Genomic DNA, 13,320 nt, shown 5'->3' with positions numbered 1-13,320 from the left:
CTCACCCGAACGGAGATCGGGATTTTTTTAATGTGTGCGCCCCCTCCCCGACACTGAATAAAAAGGGGGTAAATTGTCAACAATAAAATGGAAATGAAACATGAGGGGATCGCCATGGGGAAATCGAACGGATTTTGGAGCCGCCGCCCGCGTTCCAATCAGCGCGAGACCGATCGCTTTGCTCATCAGGAAGAAAATCGGCAACTCGATCAGGTTCTTTCCGCAAATCTGGCCGAGAATGTTCAGGCGCTTCAGCGCTTGTATACTCGTTGTTCTGACGTGATTTTTCACGAGTTCTGCATAGGCAATCGCATGGAGGCTGTGCTCGTTTACATCGACGGTCTGGCTCATATCGAAGAAGTGGATCAACATGTGCTCGCTCCGTTGCAACAGGATTTCCCTATGGATGGCACGCTGGCAGACATTCGCGGAAAAATTGCCGTCTCCTCGATAAAGCCGGTGGATACGATTGCCAAGGTGCTTGAAGAAATATCCGGCGGTAATCCCGTATTGCTGATGGAACGTGAACACCAGGGACTGGCGATCGGATTGCCGAAATGGGAAAAACGGGCCATCGACGAGCCGTCTGCCGAATCGGTGTTACGAGGGCCGCGGGAAGGGTTCATCGAGTCGCTTCGCACCAATACGGCTTTGTTGCGGCGTAAAATCCGAACTCCCCATCTCAAAATCGTCACGATGAGCATGGGGACTTATACGAGCACGCAGATTGCGCTCGCCTACTTGGAGGGGGTTGCAGCCCCTGCTTTGGTGGAAGAAATGACGAACCGTCTGCAACGAATCGAGATCGACGGCATTTTGGAGAGCGTGTACATCGAAGAACTGATCGAGGACAACCCGTTCTCCCCGTTCCCGCAATTGCTTTCCACCGAAAGGCCGGATGTGGCAAGCGCTTATTTGCTCGAAGGACATGTCGTCGTGTTGATCGACGGAACGCCCAGCGTGCTAATCGCGCCGATCACCTTTTACTCCTTGTTGCAGTCGCCGGAAGATTATTACGAGCGGTTTGTTGTAGGTACCGCAATACGCTGGCTGCGCTATTTCTTCTTTTTGATCTCTTTGTTAGGGCCGTCCTTTTACGTTGCGGTTATTACTTACCATCAGGAAATGATACCGAACGCTTTGTTGATTACAATGGCAAGATCCCGGGAACAAATCCCGTTTCCCGCCATTATCGAGGCATTGTTGATGGAATCCATGTTTGAAGCGCTGCGCGAAGCCGGTGCGCGGCTGCCGAAGCAAATCGGCACCGCCGTCAGTATTGTCGGAGCGCTGGTCATCGGTCAGGCGGCCATTGCAGCGGGTATCGTTTCTGCGCCGATGGTGATGGTCGTGGCCATTACGGGCGTCGCGTCGTTTATGGCCCCCCGTTTTACCGTCGGCATTGCCATCAGGCTGCTGCGGTTCCCCATGATGGTGCTTGCCGGCTTTCTTGGGCTGCTGGGATTGATTATGGGAGGCATTCTCATTCTGAATCACCTGTTCAAACTGCGTTCGTTCGGCGCTCCGTATATGGCCCCCCTGGCCCCGATGCAGTGGCGCAGCCTGAACGATGTACTCTGGCGCGCTCCGCGCTGGCTCATGACCAAACGTCCCCACATGACGGGGGCGTGGAATCCCAGAAGGCAGCCCCGTGGTCAACGCCCGGGCCCGCATAAAGGGGAGACAGGAGATTGACGAAGCTGAGCGCAAAGAGGACGTTTATGGGGGGGCTGATTGCCTCGGCGGTGCTGCTGTCCGGATGTTGGGACCGAACCGAAGTAAACGATTTGGCGATTCTTACGGCCGGCGGATTGGACCTGACGGAAGATCGGAAACTGGAGCTTTCCGTCAAGCAATATTTGGTATCGCCATCATCCTCCGATCAATCGGGCAGCGTATCTTCAGACGTCGGCGGAGGTTCCGGCAAATCGGTTGTTCGTTCCTCCCGTGGGTTATCGATGGCCGATGCGGCATCCCATTTGCAGCAGGTGTTAAGCCGCAAAGTGTTTTGGGGCCAGGACGAGGTGTTCGTATTCGGTCAGCGGCTGGCGAAAGAAGGGCTCGCCGAACCTTTGGAATTTTTGACGAGGCATCCGATTCCGAGGGAGCGGGCCAATGTTTTCGTCAGCCAAAGTCCTGCCAAGGAAGTACTGGAAATCGATCCGCCGATTGAACGCTCGGTTTCGCATGCTCTGCGTAAAATGGCTGAAAATGAAACAGGTCTGAATATTACGTTGAAAGAATTGGCGGAGATGATGGCGGGCAGATCCAGATCCGCCGTCATCCCATGGGTCGAAATCAAGCCTGGCGATGGAAAGCAAACAGCGTTCGCATTCATTAAAGGCACGGCGGTTCTGAAAAATGGAAAGATGATCGGCCGCATGAACGATGCCGAGACACGCGGAATCATGTGGTTGAGAAACGAAGTGAAAAAAGCGACGGTTACCGTTTCCCCAGGCGAGAGCAAGGGACTCGTGTCGCTACAATTGCTGAGAAGCCGTACGGATCTGATCCCGCACCTTAAAGGAGGAGGAGAATGGAGCCTGACGGTTCGAATCGAAACCCAGGATGACATCGTTGAAAACACGTCGGAACTGGATCTGTCCGTGCCGGACCATATCAGCGAATTGGAGCGCGAGCTGGAAGACGATATTAAACGCCGCATTCAAATGGCGCTAGAACGGGCGCAAAAAGAGATGAAAGCCGATATTTTCAATTTTGCGGATGCTTTTTACCGGAAGTATCCGAAGGAGTGGAACCGAAACAAGGATCGCTGGGACGAAATTTATTCCCATCTGCAAGTCAACGTACAGGCGAAAGTCAAGGTTGTCCGCCCCGGCATGACCAACAGAAGCATATTCAAGCCGGCGCAGAGGTGATGATATGATCTTGATTTGGAGGAAACTGCTGGGCGTTGCCGCGGTGCTTACTTTGATGGTTTTGCATGATTGGCGCTCCATGCCGTCTTATACGAAGCGGGAGAAGATGGCTTATTGCGCCCTGACCGGACTGGGTGCGATTTTGGCGATCTTGCTTGTGATCGATCCCCAAATGCCGGGCCCTACGCAATGGCTGGATGTTATCTACAAACCGTTGGTCGACTTGATGGAGAAGTTTACCGTACGAAGGAACGGGTGAAACATGATTGAAAAAGGAAAAATATCCGCCCCGCAAATCGGAAAAATGATCTATTTGGCGATTACTCCGACGGCTATTTTAAGCACGCAGTCGATTACGTATCAATTTGCCAAGCAGGATTTGTGGATATCTCCGATGTGGGCATTCAGCGGCTTGATCGCGATTGGTATTGCGTTAGGGTTTCAAACATTGTTTCCAGGCGAGAATCTCGTCCAGTCAAGCAAACGTATATTAGGTCGAATGCTGGGTAAAGTGTTCGGGTTGGTTATACTGTTGTACTATTTGTATTTAAGCGGCATTATCGTTCGGGAATACGGCGAATTTGTAGTCGGAGCGTTTCTTGTTCAAACGCCGTTGCTGGTTGTATCCGGAAGCATGGTGTTCGTTTGTGCCATTGTTGTTCGCAGCGGCGTGGAAATCATCGCAAGATTTGCCGATGTATTTATCCCTGTTTTTGCGCTGCTCTTTCTGCTTCTGATCATCCCCTTGTTTCCGGATCTTCATATTCTGAAGATGCTGCCGATCATGGGAGAAGGTATCGGGCCTTCCCTCTCAGGTTCGGTTGTTTTGCAAGCATGGTTCAGCGAATTTCTGACCGTGTCGTTTTTAATTCCATTTGCAAACCGTGCGGATAAAGTGAAAAAAAGCATGGCGATAACTTTGCTGGCCGTCATTGTGACGCTTGTGTCATCCAACCTGGTTACGCTGCTGCTATTGGGGGATCTAACGGGAAATTATATCTATCCTTTCCTGATTGTCGCCAGATACATCAACCTGGCCGATTTCTTTACCCATCTGGAGTCACTTTTTATGGCTATTTGGGTGTTGGGCGCATTTGTTAAAATATGTGTTTTCTTTTATGTGACGGCCATGGGCGCCGCTCAATGGATGAACCTTCGTGAATACAAGCCAATCGTATTCCCTGTCGGCTTCTTACTGCTGTTAATGAGCGTATGGGTCGCGCCCAATCTGCAGGAGTTGACGCATGCGTTATCGACTTCGATCATTTTTTCGGCATTGACGGTATTGGTTTGCATTCCCGCGGCGCTGCTCGGTGTGGCCTGGATCAGAAAACAATGGAAGAAGAAAAATATGCAGGATTGAACCGCGAAGACAGTCGGACACGTTCTGATCGGATGAACATCCGTTTTAAAATAACCTTCTATTTACGCTTAGGACGCGTGTCAGAATGCTTCACGCTTTTTACCGCTCTCAAGTTTGGCGAAAAGTCGATTTCCCCATCATACAACAGATTTCTGTTTCAAAGAAGTGGATAAAAGACTCGCTCTGCTTATCAGTTCTCGAAAAGGCAGCGAAAAAAGTCGGGAACGAGAAAGCCGTTTATGACTCCCGCCGATGCGGACAACGTAACGTTTTGAATGACGACGGGGTGGGACAGGGCAACTTCTAATTGCAAGGCATCGTTCTCATTCCGGCACGTAATCACAATAAACTCATCCCCCGCATACCTGTAGACATAATCCTGTTCGTTTGTTAATGTACGCAAGCGGTTGGAGAACTCGACAAGAAAATCGTCCCCTACTGGATGTCCATACAATTTGTTGATTTCACCAAAGTTATTGAGATCAATAAAGAGTAAACGGAAATGTTGGCAACGGTTCAGAAAATGTTCGCCGATATGTTGGATATAAGGTGCACGGTACAGTCCCGTTAGAGGGTCAACGATTTGGTTCAGTTTGATCTGAAGCGTCTCTCGGGTCACGATTCCGATTACTTGATCTTCATGAATGACAAGAAGGCGTTCAATATGGTTCCGTTCCATCGTTTCTATTGCGTCCCAAGCAAATTGGTCAGGCGAAATGCTGATCGGGTCTGGGGTCATCGCGTCGGCCACAATGCGATTGGGATGGGAAGATCGGATATCCCTCGACGCGGTTCTCTGGTCGTAACGGATCATGGAACAACAGTGGGGATTGTTATTAGATGGCAAAGTGCGATCCATGATCGCCTATGTATACCCTCAGTTAAAAGGGGAATGTTTTGTTCTAATGGCCGATATCCAAGATTTTCAACAGTACGTGCAAATTCAATGCGAGAAAGAAAGAAGGGAAACGATTGGGCATATGGCGGCGGGCACAGCCAATATCATTTTAAATCCTTTAGCGGTAATCAAAGGGACGCTTCAACTTCTGGAAAAAAGTTTGAAAGATCATGTTTCCGTTCTGCAATTTGCTGCCTCTCCGCCTCATCAGAAGCGAGCCGCGCTGCAAGAAATCATTGACAACGCCTTAGATGCAAGTCCCCCAGGTTCTGTCTTAACGCTTCGCACGCACATTACCGACAATCATATCCAAATCATTGTTCGCGATCAAGGTGCAGGAATTCCAAAAGATTTGCAGCCCCGAATCATCACACCGTTTGTTACAAGTAAACCGGACGCTATCGGATTCGGGCTTAGTTTCAGTTATGCTATGATCGAAAAAATGGGGGGAACCTTGAATATCGAAAGCTCGGATGCCGGCACAAGCGTAATCGTTCAATTGCCGGCCAGCACGGGAGTTTAAAATATCCTAAATATTCCTGATTCCGTGAAAGTGCGGCTGACCATAATACATCTTGGAGAAATAGCACTCAATTACACTGCTGGAGCTTTTCCGGCTATGAATGCGGTTTGCAAAACAAAAATGGCGCCTGCTGTACACAGGGCCAACCCAAGAAGGTGATGGATGCCTCTGCAGCACCTGCTTCATGCAGAAGGGTCAGAAGTCCCTTCTCGAAAAGTTTTGAATTGCTAGTGCAGCCACTGTGAGTTAAACGAAAAAGAGGTATACCCCTCAGACGTCGCCAGAGTGGCTTTAAATAATTAACATGGGGCTTGCACTATTTCGCGGTTCAGGCGCACAGAATATTCATGCTGACAGTGTATAGTGAGCAATGGCTCTAATCTTTCGCTTTAATCTGTAAATTCGGGTTGTGATAGCAGTCTGTGAAAGATTGTATTTTTCAGCAAGCTGGGATATCGATAACTGATTCTTAAAATATTCTGTATATAATTTGGCTTCAAAATTGTTGAGCTTACTTAACACGGTTTCCACCAAGGAGTCAATGTTAAGAATTGAAATCAATATTTCATCCAGTTCGCGGTTGTCGGAAACAAGTTTGCTTGACAACTCTCCACTCAAAATAAATTCGTATTTTCTTTTCCGGTATTGTTTCCTATATGCCGCGTTTACTTGATTCCGGGAGGTTGTATACAGCCAGCCTACAATATTTGGGTGAACTTTTAATTTCGATGCTTGTGTATGCGCTTGCAAAAACGTATTCTGCGTGCATTCCTCTGCCAAATCATCAGGTTGTCCCTTTAACAGATTTTTGCAGTACTTATAAACTTGATTAAAATGTCTGCGGCATATTTCTTCCGAAAATTCCTCATTACTTTTCAACTCATGCATTTCATCGAAACCTCCTCTACGAATGAATGTTAACCACGTTTAGGTATCCTTATCCCTCCTTCAATCTCATACGAAATAACTAATTTGTTTGATGCACACACCTATATTTTACCATAATAAGTGACTTAAATACTGCTTCCAAAGGCTTAATTTGGGAGAGTTCAGTAGTAATCTTTCTCTCGTAAACTCTCACATCAATCGACTTGAAATTACACCAATCGCAAAATCGTTCAATATTTAGGTGATTCTGTGTTTTTCAAGCAACATTATATTTGAGGGCAATGAGACCTAATAGACGGGAGATGATGCTCCTAAAACGTCGATTAGTGGAAGTCCTGTTATCGAACAAATGACCTATAACTGGCTAAGTTCTGGATGAAAAGGAGCGTCCGGACAAAAAAACGTATGACAGCACCAACATAAAAACAGACAGGCCTTTCTTCTCGCAGTGGTGTTGCCATGTGAGAACGGAGCTGATATTATGTGCCCCCAGTTGCCTATAATGTCGAGCCGGAATCTTTTTATGTGTCTGTTCTACGGTCATTATCACCATCATTTTTAGACTTAGCCGCAGCGGAGCGTTGGAATGCTCTGCGGCAGGGTCTTTTTTGTTTTGTTGAGATAGTTCACAAACGCTTGAAAGGAAGCGCTGGTTGTCGTTCACCCCCCTCTGTTTTGGTTTGCCAACAAACCAAAATGGAGGGACATGAATGAAAAAGATGAATTTGCGGGATATGTATCCTTTTTTTAAGTCCGATGTATGGGTTGATGTGGATGAAGAAGTTGCCCATGAAATCCGCCGCTTTGACTTGGAAGAAAGCGCCTACAGGCTGCGAACGTATCGCCATCGGGCCTATTATTCGCTGGATCGCAACGACGGGATTGAGCAGCAAGTTTTATTTCTTTCGTTTTCACCGGAGGAGGTTTACGAGCGCAAACTTTCACGGCAGCAACTTTATGAAGCTATGTGCCTTTTGCCGGAGAAATCTGCCAGGCGGATTTACGCCCATTATTTCCTGGGCATGAGAAAAGTCGATATTGCCAAAGCCGAGCATGTCGATGAGCGGGCGGTTCGTAAATCGATCCAAAGAGGCTTGAAACAAATGGAATACTTGCTGAAAAACATGTAATCGTTTCGTCGGAGGGTCCGATTTTCCTGCCAAAATGAACGGTTATATAGAGGACCATGTTCAGACAGCGGCTGGTTGCAACCAGCCGCTGCATTCTCCACGAAAGGGGTATGTGACGATGCATCCGATTCGGTTTCGAGATGATGAACACGAGAGGTTTTATGTTCAGATGCTGGATGAAAGGAAATGCAGCGACGGCTATCACCGAGCACTGTTCTATACATTGGGCATTTCCCGAGAAACCAGAAGTCATATCCGCGATTTGTTTGATTTTTCTAATGGCGGCATTAAGCCTGAAGGCCTTTCGGCCCCTTGGCAGACGGGCAATTCCATTCGCGTATGCCGGCTCGCCTTTAATTTGTGGAACGGATGGACCGAAGCAGTGGGCGAACGGTACTCCACTCCCCACGAATTATTCGATTGCAGCTATACCCCCTACTTTTTTGAAGCGATTCGTCTTCGTTATCCCGAATATTGCCGAAGTCACGAGAGAACGATCAAACGGTTGGCCGAACAAATTCGCTGAATGGCTGCCAGCGACGGGAGTGGAATGGGACGATGAAGGAAATTAAAACGAGGAATGTTGTGAAAGACATCAAACGTTTGGACAAATTCCCAAACGTGTTGCATCGTGTAAGCCGTTCAAGCGCTCGTGCCAAGCGGCAAGTTGATCATGACAAGACGACTTCCCAGTCTCCAGTTGAATATGCGCAGCGCCATTCCGCAGCGGCTACGAAAAAAACGATACGTGCCCAAATGGGGATGAGTCTGCATATCAACAAGAGATTGATTCGGCACATTCTAAAAAGGCGGCCGTTGCCAGATGGTGATTCTGTCACAAGTCAGAGCCCGATTAATGTTCATACGGAGTCATCGATTTCGCGTACACCGCGACCTGCCCGTAGCATACGTCTTCGTAAGCCGGTTGATGTAAAATACGTCTTGTCTTCTGGTTCGCATTCAGGAAAACAACGATTTATACGGAGCCGGGTCAATACCCGGCTTCTGCATCGTTCTCGAACAGGCAGCTTTTCTGAACGGATGCAAAAACGGAATATCGGACATCCAAAACCAGTCGGGAAGAAGGAAACATTCTCCGCCGCGGTATCTCGTTCAGCAAATGGACGCGTGAAACCGTTAACCCGAGTCCCCTCTGCTATATCAAAACAATCAGATTATACGATCAAACGGAAGGTACGAAATTTCAAGACGTTATCGCCATTTACAAAAAATGGGCATCGGCTAGAGCACGCTAACAATCCTTCAGATGCTCAAACTGAAGGGAGAATGAATGCCGTCAAGGAAGCTCAGCGGGCTGCGCAGATGGTGGTGTCTGCTCGTCGATCCATCCAGACCGCGCGAGCTGCCGCGAGATTGAATCGTCTTATCGTTAAAATGGTTGAAAGAGCCGCCGCCTTGCTTGTCAAGGGATTGACGGCGCTTTTGGGATTCAGCGGTTCGGTAATTGTAGTTCTATGCATTGTTATGGTGATAGCCGCTGTCATTTCCTCTCCGTTCGGTATCTTTGTGTCCGGTGAAAATACGGATGCCGATGTCAAGCCGCTTTCCCAAATCGTTCAAGAGCTGGACGCTGAATTTGCCGCCCGACTGGTAGAGTTACAGCAATCCGCTGGCAATGTAGACCGGGTGGAATATCATTATCCCGGCAGCGCGGACAATACGCGAATCGATAACTGGATGGACATTATCGCCGTCTTTGCCGTGAAGACCGTCACGGATGTGGAAAACGGAATGGATGTGGCCACGCTTGATGCAACAAGAATCGGTATCATTCGATCGGTGTTTTGGGATATGAATTCGCTGGAATCTCGTGTTGAAACGATAGAACATAAGGAAACGGTTACGACAGAACATGAGGACGGAAGCAGCAGCGAAGAGACGATTACCCGATATGAGCGCATTTTGCATATTACCGTCACTAGCCGTACTGCGGAGCAACAGGCAGATATATACCGCTTTACAAATGAACAGATGGAATTTATGAAGGAGATGCTGTCCGAGGAGTTCCGCCCGCTCATGTATGCAATACTTGGAAAAGATGCGGATATTGGCTTGACGCCGGAGCAGCTTGATTTGGTTCACCAGCAGTTGCCCGATGGCGAATTGGGCAGTGAGGCCGTCAAGTTGGCGCTGACTCGTCTAGGCGATCCGTACAGCCAACCGAAGGCTGGACAGGACCACTTTACGGATTGCAGCTATCTCGTCCAATGGGTTTATCGTCAGCTAGGCATTAGCTTGCCGCGAACCGCAGCGGAGCAGGCCAGGTTTTGTGTGGAGAATAGCCTGACCGTAAGCGCGGCGGAGTTGGTTCCGGGTGACCTTGTGTTTTGGAGCTACGAGCGTAATGGTAGATTTATGGATATTACTCACGTTGGGATTTATGCGGGTGATGGCAAAGTTGTAGATGCTTCCTCAAGTCGCGGGCAGGTGGTTTATCGCGGGGTGTTCGATTCGGATAAACAAGTACTGTTTGGTAGACCGCATCTTTCAAACGCTAATTGATGTTCTGAAGAGTTTTCTTCCCCATTCCTAATAAAAATAAGCTTCTATCGAAGAAATCTCAAAGAAAAGACTGCGTTTAACGCAATGATTCGACTCGCTCAGTCTGGACGTGGGTTCACTGCCCCCGAGGGCCGTTTGTCCCCTCCTTAAACCGAGCGACCCGCGCGCTTCTTCCATGGTACTGAACGAGGAAGGCTGTATCGGCGCTTTGACCGCATCCGCGCCTTGTTCCATTTTGCGAAGCGAGATTTGCCCGAACACTTTCTCTGGCTGCACCAGCGCAAAAAACTTTACGCTCTTTGGAATTACTTCTGGAATCTATTCCCTAACGAGCCATTCGAGTTGGTGCAAATATGAAATCACCTTGTTGCCCCTTACATAGCACCGTTCTAAAAATATTGACAGATTCCAAAATTTGCATATTCTCTTAAAGAAAGGTGCTAATAGAATGAAGCCCTTCTTCATTTATTCGTTCCCCAAGTTTTGTAAGCCCGAAAACCATGAGTGCACGAGCATATATAGGGCTATTTGTCGCTTACCGCGATATGCTGGCTCGAGGGGTAGACCTGTCGTGTATTCACCGAGAGTCGCTGAGAAGTCAGTTGAGGTGAGCAAGAGGGCAGCCGTAGTAACTTGAATCTAATGATTCTTTACAATCTCCGCCGCGCCATGCTGCGTCCGATTATGAATACCAGACCCACGAAAGGAGGGTTACCGCCATAACTGGAAGACGATTTCATACGCAGCGTTCAAATGGCGCTGGAACGGACGCAAATAGAAATGAAAGCGAATATTTACAATTTCGCGGATGCCTTCTATCGGAAGTACCCGAGGGAGTGGTCGATATAAGGACCGCTGGGACAATCTTTATTCCCATTTGGAAGTCAACATACAAGCTAAGGTCAAAGTTGTCCGTCCCGGCATGACCAACAAAAGCATATTCAAGCCTGAGCAGAGGTGATGATGGAATCATGTTATGGGAGGGATTGTTGTGCGTTGCCGCGGCGCTCGCTTTAATGATTTTGCATGATTGGCGCGCCATGCCGTCTTATACCAAGAGGGAGAAGACGGCTTATGGTGTCCTGACCGGATTGGGGGCGATATTGGCAATCTTGCTTGTTCTCGATCCCCAAATGCCGGATCCTACGCAGTGGATGGATGGAACCGCTGGTAAACTTGTTGGAGAAGCTCACCTTGCTAAGGAGCGGGTGAATGGTGTTGGAAAAAGGGAAAAAATCCACCCCGCAAATCGGAAAATGATGTATTTGGCGGTTACTCCGACGGCTATTTCCCTCTCCGGTGCGGTTGTTTTGCAAGCATGGTTCAGCGAATTTCTGACCGTGTCGTTTTAATTACATTTGCAAACCGTGCGGAAAAAGTGAAAAAAGTATGGCGATGACTTTGCTAGCCGTCATCGTGACGCTTGTGCCGTCCAATCCGGTTACGCTGTTGCTATTGGGGGGTCTAACGGAAATTATACCTATCCCTTTCCTGATAGTCGCCAGATACATCAACCTGGCCGATTTCTTTACCCATCTGGAATCGATTTTTGGCTATTTGGGTGTTGGGTGCATTTGTAAAAATATGTGTTATCTCTTATGTGACGGCTATGGTTGCCGCTCAGTGGATGAGCCTGCCATCGGCTTCCTGCTGCTCTTAATGAGCATTTGGGTCGCGCCCAACCTGCAGGAGTTGACGCATGCTTTGTCCACTTCCATCTTTCTTTCGGCGTTAATGGTATTGGTATGCATTCCTGCGGAGCTACTCGTTGTGGCCTGGATCAGAAGACGATGGGAGAAGAAAAATATGCAGGATTGAATCGCGGGGACAGTTGGACGCGTTCTGATATGATAAACATCCGTTTCAAAAGAATAGCGCCAACCTTCTGTTCACGCTTAAAAAGCGTGTCAGAATGCTTGACGCTTTTTACCGCTCTCAAGTTTAGCAAAAAGTCAGGTTTTCTATCATGCAAAAGATTTTTGCTTCAAAGAAGTGGATAGAAGACTGGCTCTGCTGATCAGTTCTCGAAAAGACAGCGAGAAAAAGTCAGGCACGAGATAGCCGTTTATGATTCCCACCGATGCCGATAATGTAACGTTTTGAATGACGACGGGTTGGGACAGGGCCGCCTCTAATTGCATGGCATCGTTCTCATTCCGGCATGTAATCACAATAAACTCATCCCCTGCATACCTGCATACATAATCCTGTTCGTTGGTTATTGTACGCAAGCGATTGGAGAACTCGACAAGAAAGTCGTCCCCTACCGGATGCCCATGCAATTTGTTGATTTCACCGAAGTTATTGAGATCAATAAAGAGCAAACGGAAATGTTGGCGACGGTTCAGAAAATGTTCGCCGATCTGTTGAATATAGGGTGCGCGGTACAGTCCCGTTAGAGGGTCAACGAGCTGGTTCAGTTTGATTTGAAGTTTCTCGCGGGTCACGATCCCGAGTACCTGATCTTCATAAACGACAAGAAGTCGTTCAATGCGATGCCGCTCCATCGATTCCAGCGCTTCCCAAGCAAACTGGTCAGGCGAAATGCTGATCGGGTTTGGGGTCATCGCATCTGCCGCAATGCGATTGGGGTGGGAGGATCGGATATCCCGAGACGTAATGATCCCTACGATTGATCCATGATCTGTGACGACCAGCGAACCAATTTTAAGTTCATTCATCATGTCGGAGACGAACTGGACGCCTCGTTCCGATGAAACTGTGTAGACCGGGGACGACATGAATTCCGCCACCTTCATGACAACTCCACCTCCCGCTGAACGGACACCGAAATTTTCTGTTCGGAACGAAGGACCATGGTGTCGCTGATCAACCGGTCCGCTTCTTCCATTATGATTTGCATCAGCAAACGTTCGTCCAACATTTGAAGAATGGAGTTCCGAATCAAGACCGCTTCAATTTTGGCATGGTCCAATTTCACGATTGTAAATTGTTCCGGCGATAGCGCCTGCGCCATTCGCTTTACCGCTTCCGGCCCGATCGGGGCTTTTTTCCCGATGATCAACAAATCCTGCATGGGTGGAACTTCAAACTCTGAAATTTTTAAAGAGAGCGTTGCTTTGCGGAAATAGTTCAGTTTATCCTGCATCCTGATT

17 protein-coding genes are annotated in these 13,320 nt (G+C 48.3%); 11 read left to right on the top strand and 6 right to left on the bottom strand.

What is annotated here, in order from left to right:
- Positions 1-27: 27 nt before the first annotated feature.
- Positions 28-372, bottom strand: a complete 345-nt coding sequence (locus B1728_RS37030) for a hypothetical protein (protein WP_256865568.1) — start codon at positions 370-372, stop codon at positions 28-30.
- On the opposite strand from B1728_RS37030, the gene B1728_RS29135 reads away from it, so the two are divergent.
- Genes B1728_RS29135 through B1728_RS29120 form a run of 4 tightly spaced genes read left to right on the top strand, consistent with a single transcriptional unit; the run spans position 259 to position 4,242 of the window.
- Positions 259-1,695, top strand: coding sequence for a spore germination protein (locus B1728_RS29135; protein WP_256865555.1), 1,437 nt, complete (start codon positions 259-261; stop codon positions 1,693-1,695). The genes B1728_RS37030 and B1728_RS29135 overlap by 114 nt on opposite strands.
- Entirely contained in the window at positions 1,692-2,879 is a 1,188-nt protein-coding gene (locus tag B1728_RS29130; protein ID WP_256865554.1) for a Ger(x)C family spore germination protein, read from the top strand. The genes B1728_RS29135 and B1728_RS29130 overlap by 4 nt, the downstream gene beginning before the upstream one ends.
- 10 nt (positions 2,880-2,889) lie before the next feature.
- Positions 2,890-3,138: a hypothetical protein gene (locus B1728_RS29125; protein ID WP_079913994.1), complete on the top strand. Its 249-nt coding sequence runs from the start codon at positions 2,890-2,892 to the stop codon at positions 3,136-3,138.
- Positions 3,139-3,141: 3 nt separating this feature from the next.
- Positions 3,142-4,242 (top strand): GerAB/ArcD/ProY family transporter, encoded by a 1,101-nt coding sequence (locus B1728_RS29120; RefSeq protein WP_079913929.1) that lies wholly within the window; start codon positions 3,142-3,144, stop codon positions 4,240-4,242.
- 190 nt (positions 4,243-4,432) lie between these two features.
- On the opposite strand, the gene B1728_RS29115 is transcribed toward B1728_RS29120, so the two are convergent.
- Complete coding sequence (locus tag B1728_RS29115; RefSeq protein ID WP_179136250.1) at positions 4,433-4,981, bottom strand: GGDEF domain-containing protein; 549 nt, start codon at positions 4,979-4,981, stop codon at positions 4,433-4,435.
- Between the two features lie 73 nt (positions 4,982-5,054).
- On the opposite strand from B1728_RS29115, the gene B1728_RS29110 reads away from it, so the two are divergent.
- On the top strand, positions 5,055-5,663 hold the full coding sequence (locus tag B1728_RS29110) for an ATP-binding protein (protein WP_256865553.1): 609 nt from the start codon (positions 5,055-5,057) through the stop codon (positions 5,661-5,663).
- A 345-nt stretch (positions 5,664-6,008) separates the two neighbouring features.
- Here B1728_RS29110 and B1728_RS29105 read toward each other — a convergent pair whose 3' ends face one another.
- A complete protein-coding gene (locus B1728_RS29105) occupies positions 6,009-6,551 on the bottom strand; it encodes an RNA polymerase sigma factor (RefSeq protein ID WP_079913927.1) in 543 nt (180 codons plus the stop codon).
- A 710-nt stretch (positions 6,552-7,261) separates the two neighbouring features.
- Here B1728_RS29105 and B1728_RS29100 point away from each other — a divergent pair.
- The 3 genes from B1728_RS29100 (at position 7,262) to B1728_RS29090 (ending at position 10,204) form a co-directional block, all read left to right on the top strand.
- Entirely contained in the window at positions 7,262-7,681 is a 420-nt protein-coding gene (locus B1728_RS29100) for a sigma factor-like helix-turn-helix DNA-binding protein (protein WP_079913926.1), read from the top strand.
- 118 nt (positions 7,682-7,799) lie between these two features.
- A complete protein-coding gene (locus B1728_RS29095) occupies positions 7,800-8,207 on the top strand; it encodes a DUF6075 family protein (RefSeq protein ID WP_079913993.1) in 408 nt (135 codons plus the stop codon).
- Between the two features lie 761 nt (positions 8,208-8,968).
- Positions 8,969-10,204, top strand: coding sequence for a C40 family peptidase (locus B1728_RS29090; RefSeq protein ID WP_218672325.1), 1,236 nt, complete (start codon positions 8,969-8,971; stop codon positions 10,202-10,204).
- Positions 10,205-10,231: 27 nt separating this feature from the next.
- On the opposite strand, the gene B1728_RS36560 is transcribed toward B1728_RS29090, so the two are convergent.
- Positions 10,232-10,480, bottom strand: coding sequence for a hypothetical protein (locus tag B1728_RS36560; RefSeq protein WP_218672324.1), 249 nt, complete (start codon positions 10,478-10,480; stop codon positions 10,232-10,234).
- Positions 10,481-10,927: 447 nt separating this feature from the next.
- Between B1728_RS36560 and B1728_RS37390 the strand changes: the two genes are divergently transcribed.
- From B1728_RS37390 to B1728_RS29080, 3 genes are all read left to right on the top strand, one after another.
- Positions 10,928-11,053: a Ger(x)C family spore germination C-terminal domain-containing protein gene (locus tag B1728_RS37390; RefSeq protein ID WP_368665242.1), complete on the top strand. Its 126-nt coding sequence runs from the start codon at positions 10,928-10,930 to the stop codon at positions 11,051-11,053.
- Between the two features lie 122 nt (positions 11,054-11,175).
- On the top strand, positions 11,176-11,556 hold the full coding sequence (locus tag B1728_RS29085) for a hypothetical protein (protein ID WP_079913925.1): 381 nt from the start codon (positions 11,176-11,178) through the stop codon (positions 11,554-11,556).
- A gap of 37 nt (positions 11,557-11,593) precedes the next feature.
- A complete protein-coding gene (locus tag B1728_RS29080) occupies positions 11,594-12,022 on the top strand; it encodes a hypothetical protein (protein WP_079913924.1) in 429 nt (142 codons plus the stop codon).
- A gap of 146 nt (positions 12,023-12,168) precedes the next feature.
- On the opposite strand, the gene B1728_RS29075 is transcribed toward B1728_RS29080, so the two are convergent.
- Positions 12,169-12,963 (bottom strand): GGDEF domain-containing protein, encoded by a 795-nt coding sequence (locus B1728_RS29075; RefSeq protein WP_079913923.1) that lies wholly within the window; start codon positions 12,961-12,963, stop codon positions 12,169-12,171.
- Positions 12,960-13,313 carry a hypothetical protein gene (locus B1728_RS29070; protein ID WP_079913922.1) on the bottom strand — a complete coding sequence of 118 codons (354 nt, stop codon included), beginning with the start codon at positions 13,311-13,313 and terminating at the stop codon, positions 12,960-12,962. Before B1728_RS29070 ends, B1728_RS29075 begins: the two co-directional genes overlap by 4 nt.
- Between the last annotated feature and the right edge of the window lie 7 nt (positions 13,314-13,320).

Origin of the sequence: Paenibacillus sp. 32352 (genome assembly GCF_002042965.1) — a bacterium.
GTDB lineage: Bacteria > Bacillota > Bacilli > Paenibacillales > NBRC-103111 > Paenibacillus_S > Paenibacillus_S vulneris.
Note: the sequence above shows the minus strand (reverse complement) of the source record. Positions and strands in the feature narration are given on the sequence as shown.